Below are 25,313 nucleotides of genomic sequence, written 5' to 3' on the forward strand. Positions count from 1 at the left end.
GGTCACACCTCCGCCGAGTCTTCGCGTACGGCGTCGATCAACGCCTGGTCGGTGACCTGGCCGATCAGCTCGGCAGGCACCCCGCCCAACCAGTCGTTGATCCCGAGCCACCAGTCCGCGGCTCCCCACGGGTCGTCGGCGGCGCGCAGGTACCGGTTCACAGTGCGCACCAACTCGCGCGGCGCCCCCGCGGCATCGAACTGGAACGCGGGCCACCGGGCGGGGCCGTCGGCGCCCGGCAGCCGGATCAGGTCCGGGTCGGCCGGGTCGCCGCCGCCAGCCGAAACCTGGTGCGCGTCCAGCGAATCCGCCGCACGCAGCCGGTCCAGGTCGGCGCGCGGCGCGGAATCCGCCAGCCGGTCGCCCAGGTCCGTGCTCAACCGCTGCCAGTCCACCTCAGGACGGCGGAACCGCGACACGGGTTCGGCGAGCGCCCGGCGCACCGGGTGCGTCACCGGCAGCACGTCCCCGAGCAGCGAGGCGATGTCCTCGGCGATCAGCGCGGAGGTCTCCGAATCCGCCGCGCCCTGCATCTCGGCGACCAGCGCGACCAGCCTGGTGAACGTTTCGGGGTCGAGCCGGTCGGCGACGTCGTCCCACGCGGTCGCCAGCGCGTCCAGCATTCGCTGCTGACTCAACGTCGACCTCCTGTCCGGTGAGCGTCCGGTGTCCGCGGTTCAGTCAACACCAAGATCGGGATCGCCGGAACCGGGCGCGGCCGAAACCGGGGCGCGCACCATGAAGACGTCCACGGCATCCTCGGTCTCGACCGCGAAACCGTGCCGCTCGTACAGCTTTCGGGCCGGGCTGCCCTGCAGCACGTTCAGCCGGACCGTGGCGCCCTCCCGGTCGCACCGTTCCAGCAGGCTGCCCAGCACGGCAGATCCGATGCCCCTGCCCTGCACGTCCGGGGCCAGGTAGAAGTGCTCCAGCCAGCAGGCGCTTTCGGCCGGCCGCAGCGCCACGCAGCCGGCGAACGCGCCGCCCACTTCGATCACCCAGGTGTGCCCCGGCTCGAACCCGTCCCGCAGCCGCTGCCGCACGCGCTGCTCGTCGTACCGGCCGAGCCGCTGGAGATCCGTTCGGAGCACCACGGCCCGCAGTTCGGCCACCGCCTCGACGTCCGCCGCCGAAGAGTCCCGAAGCTCCCAGTCCGCCATGAACGCGAGGCTATAGAGGCTGTTCCGGATGCGGCAGGGCAGGCCCGCGCCGCCGAGGCGGCGCAGGTGCGTGGGGCGGCGATTTCGCGCGAAAACGGCGTCTGGCCGCACGGGGAATGGCGGTTTCGCGCGAAAACGGCGTCTGGCCGCACGGGGAATGGCGGTTTCGCGCGAAAACGGCGTGGGGAACGAGTTTCGAACCAGGCCCTGTCGTCGGGCTTTGGGCGCGGCCTAGCCGTTGGCCGGGCAGAGCACCGGTTTCCCGACCTCGCCCGAACCGCTGAGCTGCACCATGAGCTTCTGGGCGTTCGCCCCGGCCATCGCGCTGATCCCGACGGCCGTGCAGACCAGCTGCGTCGATGCGAGAGCGGACAACGTGCTCGGCGGCACCGGGAGCTGCACGGTCACGATCCCGCCGTCCGGGGTGCCGGCCGACACCTGCTCGGTCGTGAGGAACGGCAGTTCCGTGCGGAATCCGGCCGCGCCTTCGGCGGGGGTGAGCCCGGCGGCGAGCAGGCGGAGCGCCTCGGTCACGGTGCCGAGCCGGCCGGTTTCCCGGATCGTCGGCCTGACCTGGCCGGGCTCGCCGGTCACGAAGTACAGCACCGGCCCCCGCGCGATGCCGTCCGGCGCTTTCCCGGCGAGCACCACGTCCGTCGGCTGCACGCCGCAACCGGCGAGCACCAGCAGCACGGCCGCCAAGGCGATACGTTTCACGAGACCTCCAGGGGCAACCGCAGCGTGAACTTCGCACCACCGCCGGGCTGGTTGCCCGCCTCGATGATGCCGCCGTGCAACGCCGCGTTCTTCATCGCGATCGACAGCCCGAGCCCGCTGCCCTCCGACCGGGTGCGCGCCGCGTCGGCCTTGTAGAACCGCGCGAAAACGTGCGGCAGCACGGCTTCCGGCAGTCCCGGGCCGTTGTCGGTGACCTCGACGACGGCCTGTCCGCCGGCGCTGCGCAGGCGCACCCGCACGGGCGGCCCGCCGTGCCGGAGCGCGTTGCCCACCAGGTTCGCCACGATCACGTCCACCCGCCTGCCATCGACCTCGGCGACGATCCCCGACGGCAGGTCCGTCTCCACCCGGTCGCCCCACTGGCGGGTGCGCAGCGTCCCGGTGATCAGCTCCCCGAGGTCGGTTTCCTGCCGGTCGAGCCGCGCGGTGCCGGAATCGAACCGGGAGATCTCGATCAGGTCGTCCACCAGCCGCGCGAGCTTCTTCGTCTCCGAGCTGATCAATCGGGCGGCGGTGCCGGCGTCGCCGGGAAGCCCCGCGCCGTCCTCGTCGAGCACCTCGTTGACCGCCGTCATCGCGGCCAGCGGAGTGCGCAGCTCGTGCGACACGTCGGCAACGAACCTCCGGGAGTCGGCCTCCATCCGCCGGAGCTCGCCGACCGAAGCCTCCAGGCTGGCCGCGCTGTCGTTGAAAGTCCGCGCCAGCTCGGCGAGTTCGTCCGAGCCGCGGGCGGGCAGCCGCGTCGTCAGGTCGCCGCGGGCGAGGCTGCGGGCGCCATCGCGCAGCCGGCGCACCGGCCGGAGCACCGCGCTGGCGGCGAGCCAGGCGACGATCACCGCGAACGGCACCGCGACGGCACCGGTCAGCCAGCCGTTCGTCGCGAACTCCTGGATCTGCCGCTGCTGGTCGTAGAGCGGGAACCAGCCGTACACCTCCAGCCCGGACGGGTGGCGCTGGAAGTGCTCGTCGGTGGTCAGCACGGGCATGCCGACGACGAGCATGACAGTGTGGCGGGCCTCGACCCGCTGGAATACGATCCGCGAACCGTCTCGCACCGTCGCCCGCAGATCGGCCGGGATCTCCAGATCCAGGTAGATCGCGTTCTCCGCGTTCTCCGCGTTCTCCGCGGTCAGGTTCCCTTGGACGACGACGGTGTGCCTGCCGAGCCGGCCGGCGAGCTCGTCGAGGGCGGCCTGGTCGAGGGGCAGCCGGAGGTCCGGGGCCAGTCGGTCGACGTCGTCGCGCAGCTGCTGCATGAAGTGGTCCTGCGTCGTGGCGAGCACGGTGCGGCGGGCCGAGACGTAGTTCGCCCCGGTCGCCGCGACCGTCGCCAGCAGCGCGACGAACGTGACGATCAGGACCATCCGCGGCCGGATGCCCCGCGCCTTGCCGAGTAGGCGCCCGATCACAGGGGGCCGAACCGGTAGCCGAAACCGCGCACGGTCCGGATGTAGACGGGAGAGCCCGGCACCTCCTCGATCTTCATGCGCACCCGCTGCACGCAGGCGTCGACCAGCCGCGAATCGCCCAGGAATTCGTGCTCCCACACCAGGTTCAGCAGCTGCTGGCGGCTGAGCACGTGGCCTGGCACCCTCGACAGCTCCAGCAGCAACCGCAGTTCGGTCGGCGTCAACGCGACCGGCTTGCCCGCCTTCGACACCTCCAGCGCGGCGCGGTCGATCACGAGGTCGCCGTGCCGCTCCCGATCCTGGTCCGCGCCACCGCCGTTGCGGCGCAGCACCGCCTTGATCCGCGCGTCCAGCACCCGGGCCTGCACCGGTTTGACCACGTAGTCGTCGGCGCCCGCCTCCAGGCCGCTGACCACGTCGATGTCATCGCCGCGGGCGGTGAGCATGATGATCGGCAGGTTGCCAGCGGCCCGGATCCGGCGGCACACCTCGAAACCGTCGATCCCGGGCAGCATGACGTCCAGCACCACGATGTCCGCGGCGCCCAGCAGCCGCAGGCCACCTTCCCCGTCCGGCGCCGGCTCCACCACGTGTCCGTGCCGGCGAAGGCCCAGGCACAGCCCCGCCCGGACGGCCGGGTCGTCCTCTATCAGCAGCACATTCGGCACCGGCCGATTATGGATCTCCACCGCGGCACCCATGTGGTTCTGTAGCGAAACCATGACATGACCCAGGCCTGACGCCGACATCGCGTCGCGACGCTGTAGCTATGTTGGAAGCAAAGACCAGGCCGCTGCGGGCACAGCGCCCCCGGCGGCGGAACAGCTGGCCGGTCGTCGCGGTGCTGGTCGTGGTGGCGGTCCTGGCCATCGCGTTCGGCTTCGGCCAGGCCTCCGGGGATACCGACTCCGGCACGGTGGTCTTCGATCGCGTCGAGCAGGAAACGCTGCACACCGACCACGCCGATCAGCAGTTCCGGTCGGCGTCGCTGGTGAAGCTGCTCATTGGGGTCGACCTGGTCGACCGCGGGATCGTCACGCCGAAGCGGCCGAGCCCGCGGATGACCCGGATGCTCTCGCACAGCGACGACGACATCGCCAACGAACTGTGGTCCTCCGGTGGCGGGCCGCAGATCGTCACCCGCGTCGCGGCCGGCCTCGGCCTGTCGGACACCGAACCGCCCGCCACGCCGGGCCGCTGGGGCGACACGCTGATCAGCGCGGACGACGTGGTCAAGGTGTACCAGCACGTCCTGGAGCTACCGGCGGAGAAGCGCGTCCTGCTGCTCGATCCGCTGCGCGATGCCGCGCGCATCGCCGCCGACGGCACCGACCAGCACTTCGGCATCCCCAGCGCGCTGCCCGGCGAGCAGTGGGGCGTCAAGCAGGCGTGGGCGGCCGGGCGCGGCGGCGTGGACGCCCACACCAGCGGGCTGGTCGGCGACGGCGACCGGTACATCGTCGTGGTGCTCACGCACCACCCGGAGGGCTATTCGCTGGAGAAGGCGGAAAGCCGCGTGACGGCGGAGGTCGAGGAGCTGTCCGCGCTGCTGAGCTAGCCGCTGACCTGGTGGCTCGCGATGTCGGTGCGGGCCTTGGCCACCGCCTTCTGGTCCATGCCGCCGATCTTGAGCTCGAAGCGCACGTCGTTGCCGCTCTCCAACTCCTTGGCGTGCACCGCCAGCGCGCCGGTTTCGGACATGTGGAAGGTGATCTCGATCCGGCACCCGGCGGGCCGGGCCGGGATTCCGGTGAGCATGCCGTGCCCCACCTTGGTGTTGTCGGCCAGCTCGTCCGACGGCGTCGATCCGGCCTGCTCCCACACCTCGATCTCGGCCATCCGCTGGTTGTCGACGGCCGTCTGGAACGGGTACGGGCCGGTGTCGGCGGGCAGCTCGGTGTTGGCCTGCAGCAGGTGCGCCACCATCTGCCGCGCCCGCATCGGATCCGTCAGCGCCAGCGGGTCCCGCGGATCCAGCGCCTTGACGCCGAACGCCCGCGGCACCACCGTCGCGACCCGCTTCCTGGCCATCGCATCGACGTCGGCCGCGCTGATGCCCAGCTGCCGTTCGGCCGGCGCGCCCTGGACCTTCTTGGCCTGCCTGATCAGCGCGAACAGCGCCGCGCCCTTGGCGACGGCGAGGTCCGGTTCGGAGAGCCGGGCGTCGAGCCCGAACCGCCGCTTGAGCGCCGCGGCCACGGCGGGCATCCGGGTCATGCCGCCCGCCAGCAGGACCTCGTCGAACCGCTCGACGCCCTTGCCGCGGGCCGTTTCGATGATGCGCTCGGTGATCGCCATCGTCCGGTCGAGCAGGTCGGCGGTGAGCTCCTCCAGTTGTTCCCGGGTGAAGGGCACCGTCACCGCGGCACCCGCGGCCCGCAGCGCGATGTTGCGGGACATGGTGGCGCTCAACGCCTTCTTGGCCTCTTCGGCGCGGTCGGCGAACTCCTGCATGGCCAGCTCGTCCGCGCTCGGGTCCAGGTTCGGGTGCGCGTCCCGGAACGCGGCCAGCAGGTGGTCGACGATCCGCTCGTCCCAGTCCGCGCCGCCGAGCCGGCCGTCGCCGTCGGTGCACACCACCTTGATGTCGTCGCCGGAAACGCGGATGACGGTGGTGTCGAAGGTGCCGCCGCCGAGGTCGTAGACCAGCACGTGCCGGGTCTGCGACGAGTTGTCCAGCGCGTGGTGGTGCAGCGCGGCGGCGACCGGCTCGTCCAGCACGTCGAGCACGTTCAGCCCGGCGATCTCACCGGCCTTGCGGGTTGCGTCGCGCTCGGCGATGCCGAAGTAGGCGGGCACCGTGATGACCACGTCGCGCACGGTGTGCCCGGTGTTCTCCTCGGCGGCGCGGGCGAGTTCGCGCAGGATCAGCGCGGAGATCTTCTCCGGCGTGTAGCGGTTCCCGTGGTAGGTGAACTCGGTGTTCTTGCGCCCCATGTCGCGCTTGACCAGCTGCGCCACCAGATGCGGGGCGAGCAGCGCGGAGTTCTTCGCCGCCGTGCCCACCAACGCCGCGCCGGGCCGTTCGAAGTACACCACCGACGGCGTGGTGTCCTCGCCGACGGCGCTCTTGGCGATCACCGGGCGAGCGGCCTCGTCGATGTGCGCGATGCACGAGTGCGTGGTGCCGAGGTCGATGCCGAACGTCGCCGACGCCATGGGACTCCTCTCGATCAGCGATGCTTTCGGGGTTTGCCAGCGTGGCGGAACCTCGAAGGGCTTTCACCGCAGGCGGCTTCGCCGCTCATGAAAGCAGAAGTCACCGGCCTTGGTAGGTGAATCCTGCCCAGTGCGCGAGCTCGGCGGGATCGATGTCGGCGAAGAAGAGCGAGAGTTCCTCGGGCAGGCCGGGCAGTGGGCGGCGGCGCGGGTCGAGCATCCACAGCTGCGCGGCCCGCAGCGCGCTCGCCGGATCGGCGTAGCCCGCGTTGAGGTAGTGGTGGAACACGATCATGAACATGGCCGTGGGCAGGTCCTCGACCTCCCAGCGCGTGCCCACGACGCCGGCGGCACCGGCGGCGAGGAATGCGGTGGACAGCGTCAGCACCTCGTCGTGCTGCCGGTCGGTGAGGTCGCTGGCGCAGGCCGCGAGCACGACGAGCGCCCCGGCGGCATCCCGCGGCCGGTCCCGCGCCTGGCGCAGAATGTCCTGCACCGGCAGCACTTCTCCGGAACCGAGCAGCAGCGCGGACTCGATCGGCAGTTCGGCCGGGGTCGCGTGGCAGGCCAGGTGCAGCAGCGATGCGGTGGGCAGCAGCGCGAGCACCTCGGCGGGCTTCGGCGGCTCGCGGCGTTGCCTGCGGCGCCGCGGGTCGGGCGGCTTGCCCAGGTAGGTGCCGTGCTTGTAGTGCGCCTCGTGGATGTGGCCGAGTTCGTGCCGGCTGAAGTGCAGGTCCGGCGTCCGCACCAGCGCCGGTTCGGCTGCCCAGGAACGGGTTTCGCGCCGACCGGCCTCGACGAACTGCCGCGCCGACGCGGCGTAGCAGATGACGGCGTCCTGGCAGACGTGCCGGACCTTGCCGCCGGGCACCCGCCGCCGCGCGGCGTGCCACGGCACGGTGCCGAGCTTTCCGGTCGGCACCAGCACGATTCGCAGCGGTCGCTCGCGAGAGCCGGCGGCGATCAGGTCCAGCACCGGGTTCAGCACCGCGGTCCACGCCCAGTCGCAGACGCTCGCCAACGCCGCGCGCCACTGCTCCTCGACGTCGTCGCCGCGGGCGCGCTCCCGCTGCAGCCGGTCGAACCGAGCGACCGGGCCGTCCTCGGTGAGCTGCGGCGACTCCACCCGCTCGACCCGCCCATCGGCGGTGACCAGCACCGCGGCCCCGGGCAGCAGGTAGACGAGGGCCTGGGTGCGCGCGGCGCGCAGCCCGGCGGCGATCTCCGCGACCGGCGGCGGAGCGAGCAGGTGCGCTTCGGCGGCGGTGCCGTCGAAGGCCCGAAGCACCCGGTACCGCAGGTCGCTGGGCAGCGCGGCATCGGCGACGCTGGCCGTGCCGACCGCACCGACGTCCCACGGTTGTTGTTGCCCCACCTCGGATTCCCACCGCTCGGCGAGGTCCGCGTGGCCGTTCTCCCGCAGCAGGGTCGGCATGTTCGCGTCGACCGTCGCGGCGTGCAGCACCATGCCGCGCCCCAGCTCCAGCGCCTGCACCGCGGTCTCCGGCTGGCCCGATGCCAGGCACCACCGGCTCACCTGCACCGCCTCGCCGGAGGCGGTGTTCGCGGTATCCAACGCGCGGCGGGCGCTGGATTGCAGCAGCACGTTGCGCGCTCGCTCACGCAACGCCTCAAGTCCGTTCTGCACCGCGCGCTGCGGATCGCGGCGCACCGCGTCGCCGCGCGTCGCGTAGCAGTCGGCCAGCGAGTTCAGCAGGCTCGCGGTCTCGAACGCGCCCGGCTCCAGCTCGAACTCGCGGAGCACCTGCTCGAACCGGTCGATGGCGTTGTTGAGATCGCGTGAATCGCGGGTGAACTCGTAGCGGACCCGCAACGCGGTCCCCAGCATGTCCAGCGCGTGCCGCCGTTCGCGCGGGAACAGGTCGGCCTTCCCGCAGACCTCGACCATCATGCCGATGCCGCGGTTGAGCAGCGCGAGATCCCGGGTGGTCATGCCCTGCATGACCAGCGCGTTGGCGGCGCCGAGGGTCTCGTTCGGCTGGTCGACGTGGTGGTCCGGAACCTGGGCCACGGCGTCGAGGACCGTGTTCATCGCGTCGCGCGCCTCGCCGGTGTTGGCGCCGTCGAAGCTCAACTCGTCGCCGTCGAGGAGGCTCCGAAGCATCCTGGCCGTTCCCAGCGCGCTCACGATCCTGGGCTGGAGGAAGTCCCCCGGCGACATCTCCGAGGCCAGTTCTTCGAGCTCCGCGGCCACTTCGTCCAGCGCGGCGCCGTCGAGCCGGTGCGGCGAAAGCCGGCTCACGGCCGCGGCGAAGCGCGCGACCTGGTCGTTCCCGCCGCCGGCCGCCGCGTAGTAGCGAGCGGCGTCGAGGTCCTCTTGGCCGCCGAAAGCCATGAACCGCTGGGTGAGCAGCGAACTCAGCCACGGCATCATCAGCGGCCGCAACTTGTGGTCGGCGGGCAGCAGCTCGTCGGCGCGCCGCATGTTCGCCACGGAGGCCGCGAGCTTGTCCTCGGCGCGGTCGCTGATCACCTGGAAGCCCTCGGCGGCGCCCAGCAGGAAGTGGTTGATCCCGGCGTTGACCCGGTCGGCACCGCCGCGGCGGATCGCCTGTTCGCTCAGCTCCCGAATCCGGGAGAGGGACGCGGGCGACTTCGCGCGGTCGGTCGCGATGGACCTGAACAGCGTCGAGGTCAGCTGGGTGAGCACCGTCGCCCGGTCCGGGTCGTCGTCCGGGAACTGCTCCAACGCCTGCTCCAGCCGCCGGATCACGGCGGCGTTCTTGGCCGGGTCGAGGTCCGGAGAGGCGCTGCCGGGCGGGTTGGAGGCGAAGCGCAGCCCGGTGAGCAGCAGCGAACGCATGGGGTGGTCGGCGGGCAAGGCCGCGGCGGCCGCGGCGATCTGGGCGGTCGCGGCGTCGGCGTGCTCGGAGCTGCCGCTGACCTCGGCGAGCTTCGCGGCCAAACCCGCTTGCAGCGCGGCGATTTCCCGCTTGCCGGGTTCTTCGTCGGGCCACGACCGGGTCGCGTCGTCGAGTTCGCCGATCGCGGTCGTCCAGTCCTCGGTGGTCGAGCCGTCGAGGTTCCCCATCGCGTTGACGATGACCTTCAAGGTGGTCACCGAGCCGTCGCCGGCTCCGCCGGGGGAGATCGCGTCCAGGTGGCGGCGCACCTCGGCGAGATCCTCGGCCGGGGCCGAGAGCGTGATCCGGTCGGCGATGTCGGCGGCGATGGGCCCCTGCCGCAGCTCGGCGGGCATTTCCGCGGTCAGCAGCAGGAAGGCGAGGCCGATGTGGCAGGCGTCCGAGGTGTGCACGTCGGACAGCGCGTCGAGCGTCGCGGTGAGGTCCTCGGTGGCGGTCCGGCGATCGGTTTCGCCGCCGCCCATCGACAGGTAGCGGGTGAGGTGCATCGCCCCGCGCCGGAAGCGGACCTGGTTCCGCAGCAACGAGTCCGGCAGCCGCCCGAACGCCGCGTTGAGATCGGCCAACGCGTCGTCGACGTGCTCGAAGGCCTCCAGGGCGAGCGCCGCCTGCGCGGTGATCAGGCCGATCCGGGCCACGATCTCGGCCGAATCGCCGGGCAGCAGCGGCCGCAGCCGCCGCAGGTGGTCGACGGCGTCGCGGAACTCCTCCTTGGCGCCGCGCTCGGCGCGCATCGCGTGCGCCAGGCCCAGCTGGTAGAGCGGCGCGGCGCGCGCGGGCGAGTCGTCGGCGAGGGCGTCGAGCAGGTTCCCGGCGAGCTCGATGACGTCGTCGATGTCGTCGCTCTCGGCGCGGTACAGCAGCAAGTCCGCCAGCTCCACCAGGACCTGGTAGGCGGTTTCGTCGTCGAGTTCCTCGGTGAGCTGCCCGTACCGCTGCGCGATGGCGTCGTCGAGCTCCGCCGGATCGACAGTCACCGCACCTCCCGAGCCGATCGGTGATCCCGGTGCAGCATAGGTGCCCGTGGCCCGTGTGTACTTCGTGTCGCTATAGCAGCCAAAAGTACGCACGGGCCCTGACCAGTCAAAACCCTGAACTCGCCTTGCCCGGACTGCGGTGCTGCTCGTTCTGGCGCACCGGTACCAGGTCGAGCGGCCGAACGGTGGCGGGCGAACAGGTGAATTCCGTTCTGTCGCAGCGTTTGTCCGCGTAGCCTCCCGATGTTCGCCGCTCTCGACCAGAAGGAGACACCGGTGAGCAGACGAAACCTGTTGGCCGCGGCATTATCGGCGGCCGTGGTGACGACGACGCTGGCCGCCTCACCCGCCGCGGCGGCCCCGGCGGCTGCGCCCAACCTCAACGATTTCGTGCTCAACAACACCAGCGGTGACCTGCAGTCGAGGGTCGACAAGCTGGACGCCCAACTGCCGAAGCTCGGCGTGCAGAACATCCTGGACCAGGCCAACCGCCAGGGCAGCACCGGAAGCGCCTGCACCTCCCCGGCGCTGGACACGATGAAGGAACCAACGCTGCGCAAGTTCTGCTTCAACGCGGGCGACACCGACACGACGGAGTGGATTCCGCAGGGCGTCACGACCGTCGCGGACGCGCAGGAAGACCAGCAGTGGGGAACGAAGCAGGCCCTGCTGGTCAGCTGGTACAACAAGGACACCAGCCCGGCGAAGGGCGTGCGGGTCTCCTTCCTCGACCCGGCGACCAGCAAGTACCAGCACGTGCTGCTCGTCTACCCGTACATCAACAGCAACGGGAACCCGTCCTACGAGGCGGTCACCACGCCGCAGGCGGGCAACGGCGGCAGCGTCCACGCGGGCGGGATCGTCTGGTACGGCAACTACCTCTACCTCGTCGACACGGCCCGCGGCATCCGGGTGTTCGACATGCGGTCGATCTTCGACCTGAAGTCGGCGACGAACGGCGACACCGCCGACCAGAACCAGGTGGGCCGCCAGAACAACGTGTACTACGGCTTCGGCTACCGCTACGTGATGCCGCAGGTGGCGGGCTGGTCGAACCCGGAGGGCGTGGTCGACCACCCGGCCGACTACAAGTGCCTGGCCGGCGGACGGCAGCGCTACTCGTACGTGTCGCTGGACCGCAGCACCAACCCGGACACGCTGCTGACCGGCGAGTACTGCGGTGACCAGGGCGACCCGAACCTGAACGGCCGAGTGGCGCGCTGGAACCTGGACGGTGCAACGGGCCTGCCGAGCCCGGACGGCGACGGCATCTGGCGGGCCAAGTCGGCGCTCCGCCTGCCGAAACCGCGCGTGCAAGGAGCGACGGCGACGGACGGCCGCTGGTACCTCAGCAGCACGGGCGGCGGAACAACCGGTCCGGGCCACCTCCAGGCTGCGTTGCCGGACAAGGCGACGGGAGCAGGAGTGCTCACAGTGGACGGTCCGGAGCGCGACGTCGCGATCGGCGTGGAGGACCTGTCGTACTGGCCGGGCAAGAACGAGGTCTGGACGGTCACGGAGCACCCAGGAAAACGCGTGCTCTACAGCGTGCCCCGCTGAACGGTGAGACCCGGCCTGGGAACCTCCCGGGCCGGGTCTCTCCCGAAAAGCCATGGGGATCGCCGGGTCGGTCCGCCGATCTACTCCAACCTCCGCACCGGGATCAGCAGCCTGCCCGCTTCGAACCGGTCTCGGGCGAGGTGGAGGTACTGGTGCTCTCGGATGCACGGGTACGCCTTGGGCGGCCGCATTCGGGTCGGTAGCCCGCGGGTCACTCGGCCGATAGCACGAGGAGTCCGAGACCGATGAGCGCGGCGAGAATGGTCAGCAGCATTTCGCCCGTGATGCCGAGGAGGAGCGCGAGGGCCAAAGCGCGCACGGCGAACTGTCGCTGCAGCCGGGCAACATCGGACGGTGTGCCGGACGAAGGTGTGACCATCTCTCTCCTCCGAGCGATCAGGAGTGTTTCCCGGTATGTCGTCAACTTGGGATCAGGCCGGCGAAAATCCGCGCGGTGCCAAGGGGAACAGGTGGTGCCGTCGGGCTTCGGCTCGTGCTCCCCGATCGGACCGGCATTACGCGGGAACGGCCGGCTCTCACCAGGCCATCACGCCGCATCCGTGCGCGGTGCGGTAGCTCGCTCCCCGCATGCTCAGCCGCGCAAGAAGTACATGACAGTCATGATCACGGCGATGGCCAGGATGCTGCCCCGCAATAGCGAGGCGGGGAGACGGCGGGCGAGGTGGGCGCCGGCCCAGCCGCCGGCCACCGCGCCGACCAGCATGGCTGCGAGGACGAGCGGAGCGCTCAGCACGTCCGAAGCGAAGAGGAACAGCACGGCCGCGCTGAGAAAGACGGCCGCAAGCTGCACGACCCGCATCGGGTTGCTGGCCGCGGCGTCGAGTCCGAGCCCGACGCTCCACAGCGCGAGCATCGTGATGCCTACGGCACCGCCGAAGTATCCGCCGTACATGGCGAGGAAGAACTGACCGATCAGGACGGCTCGGGGACTCATACCGACCGAGCGGCCCAGCACGGCGCTCAACGCCTGGGGGAGGCGCCGCCCGAAAGCGAGGATCAGCGTGGCGGAGGCGAGCAGCCAGGGCGCCGCGGCGTCGAACGACGATGCCGGCAGTGCCAGCAGCAGGCCGGCACCGACCCCGCCGCCGACCATGCTGATCGCCGTCAGCGCCTTCGTGGACGCTCCCCCGACCGGGGTGAGCTCCCGTCGGTATACCCACGCGCTGGCCACGGCCCCAGGCACGAGGGCGACCCGCGATAACGCGTTCGCGGTCACCGGTGGCAGGCCGAACGCGACGAGGGCGGGCAGCGCGACGAACGTACCCCCACCACCGATGGCGTTCAGCGCTCCTGCGGCGATACCCGTCAGCAGGACGAGCAAAGTTTCGATCACAGCCCGAGCATCGTCCCGTGACCAGTGGTTCCACAATGCGTAATCGACGTACCCGGCCTAAGGCTGAGCCTTAGGCTGGGGCGGTGCGCTATGACCTGGACGACCTGCGGCTCTTCCTCCACATCGTGACCGAGGGGTCGATCACGGCGGGTGCTCGCCGGATGCACCTGAGCCTGCCTTCGGCCAGCGCCAGAGTGCGCTCGCTGGAAGGCCAGGCCGGCGTGGCGCTGCTGATCCGCGGCCGGCGGGGCGTGCGGCCGACACCAGCCGGGACGACACTTGCCCGCCACGCACGGGACGTGCTCGCCCAGACCGCGCGACTCGAAAGTGCCGTCGCGAGCTATACCCGGTCTCCCACCGCTCCCCTGACCCTGCTGGGCGGCGGCTCCGCGATGCACCGGCTCGTGCCGGGGGCCCTGGTCTCGTTCCTCCGAGCACACCCGGACGTCGACGTCACGGTGTCCGAGAGCCGCACCCCGCAGACCGTGCGGATGCTCGCCGACGGCGAGGCGGACCTGGGCGTGGTCCTCGACGACGAGGCCCGTGACTGCGGCCTGCACATGGAGCCCCTCGGCGACGACTCCCTCGTCGTGATCGGCCAGGCCGGCGGAATCCTCGCCGAGCGGACCGCGCTGACCTACAGCGAGGTCGCCGAACACCCTCTCATCGGACTCAACGCCGACTCCTCGCTGCGCCGTTGGATCGAGAAGCACCTCGCGCCACACGCCCCGGTGGTGCGCTACCGCACCACCGTCGCCGATCTCAACGTCCTCGTCGCGCTCGCCGCCGCCGGAGTCGGGCTCGCCGTCGTACCGCGTCCCGCCATCGACCCCCACCAGCCACTCGAGGTGTGCGAACTGCAAGACCCCTGGGCTCGCCGCCACCATTTGCTGGCCTGGGGCGTCAAGGACCATGCAGCCTCGACGGCCGTCGCCTCACTCGCCGAACACCTGCGTCACGCCGCCCTCTTCGATCCTGCCTCCCGCAGCACACACGCGGACCCCGTCGGGAGTCCCCGCCACGACGGCTGACCGGCCGCCGCCTCGCCCTTGCCAAGTGGGGGACTGCAAATGGACCGGGTCTTAATCGCCAGGTCGTACCCCGAACAGGATTTCTCCCGAAACGCCATGGGAATTGCCCGAACGGGCCTACTCTGTCGTGATCAACACCACGAGGACCGAGTGGATTCGACCATGGCATCTGTTGACAGGCCGCAGATCGACACGTCCAAGCCGAGCATCGCGCGGGTGTACGACGCTTTCATCGGCGGCAAGGACAACTTCGAGGTGGACCGAGAGGTCCTGCAGCAGATCCTGAAAATCGCCCCGGACGCGGTGCAGGTCGGGAAGCAGTGCCGGGGCTGGCTGATCCGGGTGGTCCGCTACCTCGCGGGGCCGGCCGGCATCGACCAGTTCCTCGACCTGGGCTCGGGCCTGCCAAGCGCGGAGAACACCCACCAGGCGGCGCAGCGCATCAACCCCGAGGCGCGGGTGGTCTACTTCGACATCGACCCGTCGGTCGTCGCGCACGGCCGGGCGCTGCTGGTCGACAACGAGTACACGCACTTCGAGTTCGGGGACATGCGAAACCCCGCGGAAATCCTCCAGAACCCGGTGGTGACCAAGTACCTGGACCTGAGCCGTCCGGTGGCGCTGATCCAGGGCAACACCATGCACCACGTGGCGACCGACCGGGATCCGGTCGGCATCATGTCGACCTACGTCGACTCCCTGGCCCCGGGCTCGTTCCTCGCGATCTCGCACCTCTACGACCCGGACGACGGCACATCCCGAGCCAGGCTGGCGGAAGAGGCCCAAGCCGCGTTCAAAGCGATGATGGGCACCTGCTTCTACCGGAAGCGACACGAGATCCAAGCGCTGTTCAAGGGTCTCGAAATGATCGAACCGGGCCTGACGTACCTGTTCGACTGGTGGCCTGACGGCCCCCGCCTGAAGGAACCCTCCGACGCGGAGCACAACCTCCTCGGCGGAGTAGCCCGCAAGCCCTGAACGGTGCCGGCCGGCGAAAGCCCATGCAGCCGCCGATGATCTCGCTGGCCTTGAGTGTTCGGTGCGGCAGGCTCGTGAGCACTTTGTGTCGCTATAGCAGCACAAAGTACTCACGACCCGTGGGGCAGGCCTGGCCGTGATGTGCCGGTGGGAAGCCGCCTCCGGGCACATCTGCCGGAATCGCTACAGGATCCAGGTGACGACGCCGAGCACGATCGCGACGGCGAGCAGGACCAGGCCGATGACCAGGACCGTTCGGCGCGGCGCCGCCTGCCCCGGGACGTACGGCTGCTGCATCGGCGGGTAGCCGACGCCCTGATCCATCCCCGTGGACTGCCCGGGTGGCAGGTATTCCGACGACGGCACCCAGGCGGAGCGGTCCGGGACCTCCAACCGGGTCGGGACGGTCGGCGCCGGGGGAGGCGGGGGAGCGGTCGGGCGCGTCGCGCGGCGCTGCAGCCGAAGTCCGTAGACGGTCAGGGCCAGCCCGACGAGCGCGATCAGGGCCGACAGCACCGAGCCCAGCTTGTCCGCGATCTCCAGCACCCGAACAGATTGCCAGACCGGCGCGCCGAAAAGCGCTAGGCGAGCCGGATTCCGGGCCACTCACCAGCGGCGGCCATCTGCCTCGTCACCACCGTGATGCCCTCCTGCACCGCCGCCACCGCGTCCCGGGACGGGTAGTACTCGACGGCGTTGCAGATCGCGACGCTGCGCGAGATGACCGGGTTGCGGATTCGCCGAACGCCGAGCTCCCGGTGGTTCGCCTGGTCCGCGACGCTCGACAGCGGCAGGATCGTGCACGCCTCGCCGCCGGCCGCGATGCGGATCATCGAGCCCAGCGAGTCCACGTCCGCGACGATCGACGGCACCAGGTCCTGCGCGGCGAACGCCCGGTCGATCAGCGCCCGCAGGTTGCTGCGCCCACCGGGCACCACCAGCGGGGTGTCGTGCAGATCCACCAGCCGGATCTCGTCCGCGTCGGCCGCGGGCGGTTTCGGCTGCCCGATGAGGAAGAGGTCTTCCGAGTACAGCGGGGTTTCGGCCGGCCGGACGGTGTCGTCGTCGCGGTAGAGCACCGCCAGGTCGAGGCGGCCGAGGGTGAGCAGCTCCTGGATGTAGCCGCTCATCGACTCGAACAGCTGGAGGTGGATGCCCGGGTGGTGCGCCTTCGTCCAGGAGAACAGCGCCGGCGCCAGGCGCACCGAGACGGTCGTCGGCAGCCCGACGGCGACCGGGCCGTGGATCTGGTCGCCGCTGAGCACGTCGCCGGCGATCCGGTCGAACTGCCGCACCAGCCGCTGCGCGTCTCGGTAGAGGGCGCGGCCGGCGGCGGTGGGCGTCACGCCGCGCGGCCCGCGCTCCAGCAACCGGACGCCGAGCTCGGCCTCCAGGTGGGCGATCCGCTGGCTCAGCGCCGGTTGCGAGACGTAGAGCCGAGCGGCGGCGCGGGTCAGGCTGCCGGAGTCGACGACGGTGATGAAGTCGCGCAGGTGAGCGATGTCCACGTCGCCCCCGTTCCAGCTGCCTGTCCACTCGTCCCGGATTCAACCACGCCCCGCCCACAGAGTCCCGGAACGCCGTTTTCGCGAGAAAACGGCGCCCGGCCCTCACGGGGAACGCCGTTTTCGCGCGAAAACGGCGCTCGGCACGCCTGGCGGATGGCGATTTCGCGCGAAATCGCCGAACCGATCTCCGCTCGGCTAGTCCGCCGCGCGCAGCAGCCGCCGGGCGCGCTCGACCACGGGCCGGTCGATCATCGCGCCGTCCAGCGACACCGCCGCGCCGTTCGCCTGCTCGTCCGCGTCGACCACGCGTCGCGCCCACGCGACCTCCTCGGCGCTCGGGCGCATGGCGTCGCGGACGATCGGCAGCTGCGCGGGGTGGATGCACAGCTTCCCGCCGAAGCCCCATTCCTTGGCGCGGCGAGCGTCCCGCTCGACGGCATCGGCGTCGCTGATCGACGGTGTGACACCGTCGAGCGGTGCGGGCAGCCCGCACGCCGCCGACCAGCGGACCAGGTCCGCCCGCGAGGCGTCCAGCGCCGCGTCGGCCGTGACGCCGAGGTCCAGCGCCAGGTCGATGCTCCCGAACACCAGCCTGGCCAGGCCGGGAGCTGCGCAGATCTCGCCGAGGTTCACGAATCCGCGCGCGGTTTCGACGAGACCGAGCACCGGCCGGCCGGTGGCCTCGGCCGTCGCCCGCACGTCCGCCGCGCTCTCGGTCTTCGGCAGGACGATCGCGTCGGGGCCGAGTTCCTGGCAGAGCTGCACGTCGGCCTCGAATTCCGGGCTGCTGCGCGCATTGATGCGCACCGCCACACCGGAGCCGATCGGCCACGCGGCGCGCAGGTTCTCCCGCGCCGATGCCTTGGCGTCCGCCGGGACCGCGTCCTCCAGATCGACGATGACGGCATCCGCCCCCGCGCCGGCGGCCTTGGCGAACCGCTCCGGACGCGACCCGGGCACGAACAGCCAGGTGACCGCGTTCTCCATCACACCACCCCGTCTCGAACGAGTTCGTCCACATCGGACTTCCCGTGGCCGAGCTCGGCCAGGATCTTCCCGGTGTGCTCGCCGACGTCGGGGATCGGATCCATCCGCGGCGCGGGATTCACCGGCCCGGGAGGCGCCAGCGCGGGCACCGGGCCGCGCGGCGTCTGCACCTCGTGCCACCGGCCGCGCGCCGCCAGCTGCGGGTGCTCCCACACGTCGGCGAGGGTGTTGACCCGGGCGCAGGCCACCGGCACGGCGGTCAGCAGCGCGGTCGCCTCGTCGCCGGTCAGGGCCGCGAAGCGGGCGGCGATGATCCGGCCCAGCGCCTCGCGGTTGGCGTTGCGGTTGGCGTTGCCGGCGTAGTCGGGATCCTCGGCGAGCTCCGGCCTGCCGAGGAACCGGTCGCAGAACGCCCGCCACTCCCGCTCGTTCTGGATGCTCATCATGATGACCTTGCCGTCGCCCGCGGTGAACGGGCCGTACGGGTAGATCGTGGCGTGCGCCGCGCCCGCGCGCGGCGGCGGCTGGGCGCCGTCGTAGGTGTAGTAGAGCGGGAAACCCATCCACTCGACCGTGGATTCCAGCATCGACACGTCGATGTGCGCGCCCTTGCCGGTGTGCGCGCGTTCCAGCAGCGCCGCGAGGATCGAGCTGTAGGCGTACATCCCGGCGGAGATGTCGGAGACGGAGATCCCGACCTTGGCCATGTCCTCGCCGGAACCGGTCACCGACAGCAGCCCGGCCTCGCTCTGCACCATCAGGTCGTAGGCCTTCATCGACTCGTACGGGCCGCCGCTGCCGTAGCCGGAGATGTCGCACACGACCAGCCCGGGGTTGTCGGCCTGCAGCTCCTCGGCGCCGAGGCCCATGCGGGCCGCCGCGCCCGGGGCGAGGTTCTGGATGAACACGTCCGCGGTGCCGAGCAGCCGCCGCAGCACCGCCATGCCGCGCGGGTCCTTGATGTCGAGCGTCAGCGATTCCTTGCTGCGGTTGACCCACACGAAGTGCGAGCTCAACCCGTTGACGCGGGAGTCGTACTGGCGCGCGAAGTCGCCGGATCCCGGCCGTTCGACCTTGATCACCCGCGCGCCGAGGTCCGCGAGCTGCCTGCTGGCATAAGGCGCGGCGATGGCCTGTTCGAGGGCCACCACGGTCACGCCCCGGAGCGGTTGCACTGGCTTTCCACCTCTCAGGACAGGTTGGCGTGCGCGATGAGCGCGATGGTCACCGTGATCGCGCCGCCGATGCGCGTCGCGATCTGCGCGAACGGCATCAGGGACATCCGGCGGGTGGCGCTGAGGATCGCGACGTCGCCGGTGCCGCCCATGCCGGTGTGGGTGCCGACGACGATCGCGGTGTCCACCGGGTACATGCCGATCCACCGGCCCACCAGGAAGGCCGTGGCCATCATGGTGATCACGGTGGCGATGATGGTGACCACGGTGCCGACGGTGAACGCCTTGAGCAGCTCGTTCCACGGCGTGGACGACACCCCGATGGCGAACAGCAGCGGGTAGGTCACGGCGGTCGACATGAAGCCGTAGACCAGGCCGGAGTGGTGCTCCAGGCTGCTCGGCAGCCAGCGGGTCAGCTTCAGCGCGACCGCGGCGACCAGCATCACGATCGGCGCCGGCCAGCCGAACAGCGCGTGCGTGGCCTCGCCGAGCAGGTACAGCGCGATGGCCATGAACCCGGCGGCCGCCAGCTGCCGGATGTCGAACGCGGGCGGCTCGCCCTCGGCGACGTCGAGCCCGTCTCCCGCGGCGGGCTGGATCTTGCCGAAGCCGGTGGTCCGCGGGAAGCGCTGTCCGATCATGGACAGCACGCTGGAGAAGACGATCGCGCAGACGTTGGCCAGCAGCACCACCGGAAGCACCTGCGCCAGCAGCGTTTCCGCCGGTCCCGCGCCGGATTGCGAGTAGCCGAGGGTCAGCGGGATGGCGCCCTCGCCGAGGCCGCCGCCCATCACCGGCACGACGATGAAGAAGACGGTGCGGTGCAGGTCGCCGGTGATCGCCCAGCCGACCAGCGAACCGACCACCAGCGCGGCCACCGAGCCCGCGGCCAGCGGCACGAAGATCTTGAGGAAACCCCTGATCAGCACGGTGCGGTTCATGCTCAGGATGGAGCCGACGATGATCCCGGCGATGAACACGTACAGGAAGTTCGTGGACTTGTAGAACGTCGAGATGTTCTTGGCCAGATCGGCGGGAATCCACTCCGCCGCGACCAGGAAGGCGGGCAGGAAGGTCACCAGGATGACGGGCCCGCCGATCGAGCGGAAGCCCGGAATGCGCCTGCCGACCTCGTAGCAGGTGTAGCTGCAGACGCCGAGCAGCGCGGCCATCGTCGGGATGTCGGCCTTCAGGTCGTCCTGCCAGGCGAGCACCGCGAGCACGACGACCAGCAGCGCGTAGAACGGCAGCGGGATGACGCCGATCCGGACCGACCAGGTGGACCGCCGCCCGGCGGGAACCACGTGTTCCGCCGATGCCGTATCCGGGGGTGATGCCATCGCGCTACCTCCTCGTAGGGATAGCAGGCATCAAACCTCCGGCCGGTGGGCCCGAGTAGGGGCCGATTCCCGAGGTGGGCATAAGCCGCGCTTATGGCTCGGGGCCGGCTCAGCGCTCCTGCGGCGGGTCCGGGGCGAGGGTTCCATCCGGGGCGATGTGGTCGAAGATCTGCTCCACCAGCGCCACCACGTGCGGGTCGTCGACGGTGTAGAGGTGGCGGCGGCCGTCGCGGCGGGCCGTGATGACGCCCGCCAGCCGGAGCTTGCTCAGGTGCTGGCTGACCGTCGCGATGCTGATGCCGACCCGCTTGGCCAGCGTGCCGACGTCGTACGAGCCGTGTGTGATCAACCACACGAGGTGGAGCCGCGGCGGGCTCGCGAGCAGGGCGAACGTCGCCGCTGCGGCGGCCAGCTGGGCCTCGGTCGGTTCGGCGTCCAGCCTGGGCAGGCCTGGTTCTGCGGCGGGCAGCGCGGGATTTTTCGGCATGGCGAGTTCGATTCTTCCGCATCGCACAACCCCGTGGTGGCCGCCGCGCAAACACTTCGTTGGTTGCGAAAACTACGAAATGACTGCGAGGGTGGTCCCGTTCCGAAGGGGAGTAGTCCGCAAGACCACCGTCGACACGCTGAGATCCGTCTCCGGCGGTGGCGCCCGCGATGCGGGTGGACGAGACCTTCGGCCAGCTGATCTGTGCCTGGCCGAGACCCCTGGACGTCCCGGCCGAGGCAGGCCGCGGTCCGGGAAGGTGCTCGATGTCCACCAAGTTGCTGCGTCCGCTCGCGCTCTGCGGAGCCCTGGCGGTGCCCGCGTTGATCATCCGGTTCGCCGGGCTGCCGGTGAGCCCGGTGCTCGGCCTGCTGCTGTTCGGCATGGCCGTCGTCGCCTCGTCGTTCGTCCTGGCCTGGGCCGCGGAGGTGGCGCAGGTCGACATCTCCGGCGGCCTGGCGATCGCCATCCTCGCCGTGATCGCCGTGCTGCCCGAGTACGCGGTCGACCTCTTCTTCGCCTACACGGCGGGCAGCGATCCCACCTACGTCGCCTACGCCGCGGCGAACATGACCGGCTCCAACCGGCTGCTGCTCGGCCTGGGCTGGTCGCTGGTGGTGATCGTCGCGCTCGCGCTGGCCAAGAGGCGTACCGGCAAGACCGTGCGCGAGCTGACCCTGGAGTCCGGCAACCGGGTGGAGCTCGGGTTCCTCGCGATCGCCTCGGTGGTCGCCTTCGTGGTGCCCGCGACCGGCCAGATCTCCCTGCTGCTCGGGTTCGCGTTGCTCGGTTTCTTCGTGTTCTACCTGTGGAAGGTCTCGCGCGCCGAGGCGGAGGAGCCCGACCTGGTCGGCACCGCGGCCATCATCGGCGGGCTGCCCAAGCACGTCCGGCGGCCGCTGGTGATCGCGCTGTTCGTGTTCTCCGCCGCGGTGATCGTCGCCTGCGCCGAGCCCTTCGCCCACTCGCTGATCGAGACGGGCACCCAACTGGGCATCGACAAGTTCCTGCTGGTGCAGTGGCTCGCGCCGCTGGCCTCGGAGGCGCCCGAGTTCATCGTGGCGATCCTGTTCGCCGTCCGCGGCAAGGGCGCCGACGCCATCGGGACGCTGATCTCCAGCAAGGTCAACCAGTGGACCCTGCTGGTGGGCAGCCTGCCGGTGGCCTACCTGCTCGGCGGCGGCGGAACGGCGCTGCACCTCGACGCCCGCCAGGTGGAGGAGTTCCTGCTCACGGCGACGCAAACGGTGCTCGGCGTGGCCGCGCTGCTGGCGCTGCGCTTCCCGCGCTGGGCGGCGTGGACGTTGCTCGCGCTGTTCGCGGCGCAGTTCGCGCTGCCCGGCCAGACCGCTCGCTACGTCCTGTGCGGCATCTACGCCGTGCTCGCGATCGTCGCGCTCATCCGCAACCGCAGGCACATCCTGCCGACCCTCGCCGCGCCCTTCCGGCGCGAGATCGCCGAACCCGCTGCGACGGAGCCGGTGTCCGCGGGCTCCGCGCGCTGAGCCGTTCATCAGCGGGCGCACCCCCAGTCTCGCGCCCGCTGGTGAACCGTCAGGTGCTGCGCAGGGCGACGCAGCACTCCCCGGGCCGCGGTTCGAGCACCGCCTCCACGGACCGGGCCTCCAGGCCGGCGAGGAATCCCCGCAGGAAAGCGTGGTTGAGCCCGCACACCAGCTGCGGCGACCTGGCGGTCAGCGGGTGGAACGGGCAGTTGCGCAGCCGGACGCAGGTCGGTGTCTCCCGGTCCGGCTCGAAGCCATAGCGGGCCAGCACGTCCTCGGTCCTGGTCAGCGCGCGTTCGGCGCCGAGCCGGCCGGGGCGGCTGCGGATGCGCTCCTCGGCGCCCAGGCGGTGCCCGCGTTCGTGCGCGGTGCGCATCGCCGCCTCGATCGCGGTCTCCTGGTCGCCCTCGGTGAGCACCGCGTCGAGCAGGATGTCGGCCAGCAGGTCGGGGCGCCGCGGCGGGATGCTGACCCCGATGTGGGCATCGGTGGGCTCGTAGACCTTCGGCGTGCGGCCGACCTTGCGGATGCCGCCCACCGGCTCGAACCGCGCGCACAGCAGCCCCGCGTCGACGAGCTTGTCCAGGTGAAAGGCGGCTAGCTTGCGGGAGATGCCGACCGCGGCGGCGGCTTCGTCCCGGCCGATCGGCCGCCGGGCGCGGCGGATGAACTCGTACATCCCGCGCCGCAGGTCGTCCGCCAGCACGGCGATCGCCGCCATCGAGCCCGCCGTCGGCTCGTCGCTGGACACCATGTCCTAACGGTAACGCCTCCCGCGCCCAATGCGGTGTCCGAAATCGCTCCAGAACATCGGCTTGCTGCTGCATTGACCCGGCTTCCGGAATAAGACTAACGTTCATTGGTGAAACCAGGTCCGGCCTGGCACCACCGACCGGAGGAACGCCCGATGTCCGCCCTCGCCCAGCACGTCGTCCATCAGCCCGAAGGCGAGATCGACCTCGCCGCCGCCGAGAAGGCCGCCGGTGACCTGCTGCGGGCGCTGGGGATCTCCACGGACTCCGAGAGCCTGCTGGGCACGCCCGGCCGCATGGCCCGCGCGTACGCCGAGCTGTTCTCGCCGCGGCCGTTCGACCTGACGACCTTCCCGAACGAGGAGGAGTACGACGAGCTCGTGCTCGCGCGGTCGATCCCGGTGCGCTCGGTCTGCGAGCACCACCTGCTGCCGTTCGTCGGCGTCGCGCACGTCGGCTACCTGCCGGGCGACCGGATCCTCGGGCTGTCCAAGCTGGCGCGGGTCGTCGAGCACTTCGCCTGCCGCCCGCAGGTCCAGGAGCGGCTGACGAAGCAGGTCGCCGACTGGCTGTGCGAGCAGCTCAACCCCAAGGGCGTCGGCGTGGTGATCGAAGCCGAGCACACCTGCATGACCCTGCGCGGCGTGCAGGCCACCGGCTCCAACACCGTGACCTCGACGTTGCTGGGCACCCTGCGGCAGGACGCACGCTCCCGGCAGGAGTTCTTCGCCCTCACCGGCGTCAACGCCTGACGAGTTCAGTCCGAGCGCGCCGCGTGCTCGGGTGCGCGCGGGACTCGGCGGAACAACGCGTCGAGCGCGAACGGTCCGGCCCCGAGCGCGGCGATCAGTAGGAAGAACCAGGCGTAGAGCGCGGCTGGAACGCCGGCGTTCTGGATGGGGAGCAGGCCCCGGGGCTGGTGCACGGTGAAGTAGGCGAAGGCCATCGCGCCCGAGCAGACCAGCGCGGCCGGCCTGGTGAAGAGCCCGAGCAGGACCAGGCCGCCGCCGACGAACTGGATGATCCCCGCCCACCAGGACGGCCAGGCGAACAGCGGCGCGGCGTACGGCGCGCCCAGCACCCCGAACAGGGCGGCCACCCCGTGCAGCATGAACATGAACGACACGACGATCCGCACCACGGACAACGCGATCCCGCCTAGTCGATCCGAATGATCGTGCGTCACACGACTGCCCTCCTCGCACGGTGTTGTCCTGACGTCCTAGGCGTTTCCGCGCGACGGAGTTCCCAATCCGGACGAGTCGGTTCCGGTGGTGGTCGTTCGGTGGACTTCAACGGATCTGCCAGGAACAACGCCGAAATCGGCGAGGGTGCGCGTTACTCGAATCGTCCCTCACCGGAGTTTCCGGTGAGGGACGATTCGCACTGATCCCCGCCGATTCCCCCAGCAGGGGGCTTGAACCTGCGAGCAGACGGCTGAAGCAAAGACAGGAATAGAACGGGGGTTGATCTTGAGCTAGATCAACCCCCGCTTCGTTTACCAGCGCTTTTGCGCCCCCAGCAGGACTCGAACCTGCGACCTAAGGATTAGAAGTCCTTTGCTCTATCCAGCTGAGCTATGGGGGCCGATCGGGTTGCGGCTCGCCTGAGCTGCAGCAAGCAGGGTAGCCGTACGCGGGGGCAGGTGTGGGACTGACGCCGCACCGTTGCCGAGCCGGTACCGAACGGCAAGCTGATCGACTGCGGAACGCGATCCGATCAGGCCGGCGGCAGCTTGTGCAGGGCGGCCGTCGTGAGCCGGAACAGCTGGTCAGAGGTGTCGGCGGCGGAGGCGCCCTGCATGGAGAGCATGGTCACCAGCGTTCGGTCGGTCCGGATCGCGGTGGCCGCGGTGCAGGTCTGGTGCGCGTTCACGAGTTCGCAGTACAACCACGCCGAATGTCCCTCGATGTCGGTCGCCGCGCCGCGCGGCTGGCGGGTGACGACGACCTGGTACGGCTCGTAGAAGCCGGCCGCAGCGGTGTTCTCCGTGCCGCTGGCCAGCAGGTGGGCGCAGGTGCCCGCGATCGGGCTGTCCGGATGCGGCGGCCCGACCGGGCCGCCGACCTCCGCGAGATCCACCGGTGTCAGCAGCCCGCACGGGTCGATTCCCTCGGTGCCGCGCGGGGTGGCGATGCGCACCTGGGTCACGGCGGTCGATCGCGGCTGCGTGGGCGGCGTCGTGTTGTCGTAGAACCCCGCTGCCGGTATCGGCTCGCCGGAAACCTGCGCGGCGCAGGCTGTCGCCGCGAACAGCAGCAACATCGGCAGCAGGAACGCACAGCGACGGACAATTGTCACGCGGTAA

General features: G+C 70.7%; 24 protein-coding genes and 1 tRNA gene. 6 read left to right on the forward strand and 19 right to left on the reverse strand.

What is annotated here, in order from left to right:
* Positions 1-2 precede the first annotated feature (2 nt).
* The 5 genes from BLW84_RS36820 to BLW84_RS36840 all read right to left on the reverse strand — a co-directional run bounded on the left by BLW84_RS36820 (position 3) and on the right by BLW84_RS36840 (position 4,008).
* A complete protein-coding gene (locus BLW84_RS36820; RefSeq protein ID WP_093275387.1) occupies positions 3-638 on the reverse strand; it encodes a hypothetical protein in 636 nt (211 codons plus the stop codon).
* 39 nt (positions 639-677) lie between these two features.
* On the reverse strand, positions 678-1,160 hold the full coding sequence (locus tag BLW84_RS36825; protein WP_093275389.1) for a GNAT family N-acetyltransferase: 483 nt from the start codon (positions 1,158-1,160) through the stop codon (positions 678-680).
* A 231-nt stretch (positions 1,161-1,391) separates the two neighbouring features.
* Entirely contained in the window at positions 1,392-1,877 is a 486-nt protein-coding gene (locus BLW84_RS36830) for a hypothetical protein (RefSeq protein WP_093275392.1), read from the reverse strand.
* Positions 1,874-3,307, reverse strand: coding sequence for a sensor histidine kinase (locus tag BLW84_RS36835; protein ID WP_245761645.1), 1,434 nt, complete (start codon positions 3,305-3,307; stop codon positions 1,874-1,876). Before BLW84_RS36835 ends, BLW84_RS36830 begins: the two co-directional genes overlap by 4 nt.
* Positions 3,304-4,008, reverse strand: a complete 705-nt coding sequence (locus BLW84_RS36840; RefSeq protein WP_093275394.1) for a response regulator — start codon at positions 4,006-4,008, stop codon at positions 3,304-3,306. The genes BLW84_RS36835 and BLW84_RS36840 overlap by 4 nt, the downstream gene beginning before the upstream one ends.
* Before the next feature lie 68 nt (positions 4,009-4,076).
* On the opposite strand from BLW84_RS36840, the gene BLW84_RS36845 reads away from it, so the two are divergent.
* A complete protein-coding gene (locus BLW84_RS36845) occupies positions 4,077-4,865 on the forward strand; it encodes a serine hydrolase (protein ID WP_093275397.1) in 789 nt (262 codons plus the stop codon).
* Here the strand turns inward: BLW84_RS36845 and BLW84_RS36850 are convergent.
* Together BLW84_RS36850 and BLW84_RS36855 are read right to left on the reverse strand one after the other, a co-directional pair.
* Positions 4,862-6,466: an Hsp70 family protein gene (locus tag BLW84_RS36850; protein WP_093275399.1), complete on the reverse strand. Its 1,605-nt coding sequence runs from the start codon at positions 6,464-6,466 to the stop codon at positions 4,862-4,864. The two genes, BLW84_RS36845 and BLW84_RS36850, sit on opposite strands and share 4 nt — an antisense overlap.
* A 100-nt stretch (positions 6,467-6,566) precedes the next feature.
* A complete protein-coding gene (locus tag BLW84_RS36855; protein ID WP_245761646.1) occupies positions 6,567-10,328 on the reverse strand; it encodes a CHAT domain-containing protein in 3,762 nt (1,253 codons plus the stop codon).
* Between the two features lie 276 nt (positions 10,329-10,604).
* On the opposite strand from BLW84_RS36855, the gene BLW84_RS36860 reads away from it, so the two are divergent.
* Positions 10,605-11,888: a hypothetical protein gene (locus BLW84_RS36860; protein ID WP_143061226.1), complete on the forward strand. Its 1,284-nt coding sequence runs from the start codon at positions 10,605-10,607 to the stop codon at positions 11,886-11,888.
* Positions 11,889-12,099: 211 nt separating this feature from the next.
* On the opposite strand, the gene BLW84_RS47990 is transcribed toward BLW84_RS36860, so the two are convergent.
* Positions 12,100-12,267, reverse strand: a complete 168-nt coding sequence (locus BLW84_RS47990; protein ID WP_177226889.1) for a hypothetical protein — start codon at positions 12,265-12,267, stop codon at positions 12,100-12,102.
* Between the two features lie 213 nt (positions 12,268-12,480).
* Positions 12,481-13,242 (reverse strand): sulfite exporter TauE/SafE family protein, encoded by a 762-nt coding sequence (locus tag BLW84_RS36865; RefSeq protein WP_093275405.1) that lies wholly within the window; start codon positions 13,240-13,242, stop codon positions 12,481-12,483.
* Positions 13,243-13,325: 83 nt separating this feature from the next.
* On the opposite strand from BLW84_RS36865, the gene BLW84_RS36870 reads away from it, so the two are divergent.
* On the forward strand, positions 13,326-14,273 hold the full coding sequence (locus tag BLW84_RS36870; RefSeq protein ID WP_093275407.1) for a LysR family transcriptional regulator: 948 nt from the start codon (positions 13,326-13,328) through the stop codon (positions 14,271-14,273).
* A gap of 162 nt (positions 14,274-14,435) precedes the next feature.
* Positions 14,436-15,251, forward strand: coding sequence for an SAM-dependent methyltransferase (locus BLW84_RS36875; protein ID WP_093275493.1), 816 nt, complete (start codon positions 14,436-14,438; stop codon positions 15,249-15,251).
* A gap of 183 nt (positions 15,252-15,434) precedes the next feature.
* Here the strand turns inward: BLW84_RS36875 and BLW84_RS36880 are convergent, their stop codons facing one another.
* From BLW84_RS36880 to BLW84_RS36905, 6 genes are all read right to left on the reverse strand, one after another.
* Complete coding sequence (locus BLW84_RS36880; protein ID WP_143061227.1) at positions 15,435-15,797, reverse strand: hypothetical protein; 363 nt, start codon at positions 15,795-15,797, stop codon at positions 15,435-15,437.
* A gap of 35 nt (positions 15,798-15,832) precedes the next feature.
* Positions 15,833-16,759: a LysR substrate-binding domain-containing protein gene (locus BLW84_RS36885; RefSeq protein ID WP_093275412.1), complete on the reverse strand. Its 927-nt coding sequence runs from the start codon at positions 16,757-16,759 to the stop codon at positions 15,833-15,835.
* A 195-nt stretch (positions 16,760-16,954) separates the two neighbouring features.
* Positions 16,955-17,746: an HpcH/HpaI aldolase/citrate lyase family protein gene (locus tag BLW84_RS36890; RefSeq protein ID WP_093275414.1), complete on the reverse strand. Its 792-nt coding sequence runs from the start codon at positions 17,744-17,746 to the stop codon at positions 16,955-16,957.
* Positions 17,746-18,921, reverse strand: a complete 1,176-nt coding sequence (locus BLW84_RS36895; RefSeq protein WP_093275418.1) for a CaiB/BaiF CoA transferase family protein — start codon at positions 18,919-18,921, stop codon at positions 17,746-17,748. Before BLW84_RS36895 ends, BLW84_RS36890 begins: the two co-directional genes overlap by 1 nt.
* 14 nt (positions 18,922-18,935) lie before the next feature.
* The gene (locus tag BLW84_RS36900) at positions 18,936-20,261 is read right to left on the reverse strand and encodes a 2-hydroxycarboxylate transporter family protein (protein WP_093275420.1); all 1,326 of its coding nucleotides are present in this window, start codon (positions 20,259-20,261) and stop codon (positions 18,936-18,938) included.
* A gap of 109 nt (positions 20,262-20,370) precedes the next feature.
* Positions 20,371-20,748 (reverse strand): ArsR/SmtB family transcription factor, encoded by a 378-nt coding sequence (locus BLW84_RS36905; protein ID WP_093275422.1) that lies wholly within the window; start codon positions 20,746-20,748, stop codon positions 20,371-20,373.
* Positions 20,749-21,014: 266 nt separating this feature from the next.
* On the opposite strand from BLW84_RS36905, the gene BLW84_RS36910 reads away from it, so the two are divergent.
* The gene (locus BLW84_RS36910; RefSeq protein ID WP_093275496.1) at positions 21,015-22,253 is read left to right on the forward strand and encodes a sodium:proton exchanger; all 1,239 of its coding nucleotides are present in this window, start codon (positions 21,015-21,017) and stop codon (positions 22,251-22,253) included.
* Between the two features lie 49 nt (positions 22,254-22,302).
* Here BLW84_RS36910 and BLW84_RS36915 read toward each other — a convergent pair whose 3' ends face one another.
* Entirely contained in the window at positions 22,303-23,007 is a 705-nt protein-coding gene (locus tag BLW84_RS36915) for a helix-turn-helix transcriptional regulator (protein ID WP_093275424.1), read from the reverse strand.
* Positions 23,008-23,160: 153 nt separating this feature from the next.
* Here BLW84_RS36915 and folE point away from each other — a divergent pair, with 153 nt between their 5' ends.
* Positions 23,161-23,757: a GTP cyclohydrolase I FolE gene (gene folE / locus BLW84_RS36920; RefSeq protein ID WP_093275426.1), complete on the forward strand. Its 597-nt coding sequence runs from the start codon at positions 23,161-23,163 to the stop codon at positions 23,755-23,757.
* A 5-nt stretch (positions 23,758-23,762) separates the two neighbouring features.
* Here the strand turns inward: folE and BLW84_RS36925 are convergent, their stop codons facing one another.
* From BLW84_RS36925 to BLW84_RS36935, 3 genes are all read right to left on the reverse strand, one after another.
* Positions 23,763-24,191, reverse strand: coding sequence for a DoxX family protein (locus BLW84_RS36925; protein ID WP_245761647.1), 429 nt, complete (start codon positions 24,189-24,191; stop codon positions 23,763-23,765).
* Positions 24,192-24,518: 327 nt separating this feature from the next.
* Positions 24,519-24,592 (reverse strand) — tRNA-Arg (locus BLW84_RS36930).
* A gap of 132 nt (positions 24,593-24,724) precedes the next feature.
* Positions 24,725-25,306 (reverse strand): DUF3558 family protein, encoded by a 582-nt coding sequence (locus BLW84_RS36935; RefSeq protein ID WP_245761648.1) that lies wholly within the window; start codon positions 25,304-25,306, stop codon positions 24,725-24,727.
* Positions 25,307-25,313: the final 7 nt, after the last annotated feature.

This window comes from Saccharopolyspora shandongensis, from assembly GCF_900106995.1.
Lineage (GTDB): Bacteria > Actinomycetota > Actinomycetes > Mycobacteriales > Pseudonocardiaceae > Saccharopolyspora > Saccharopolyspora shandongensis.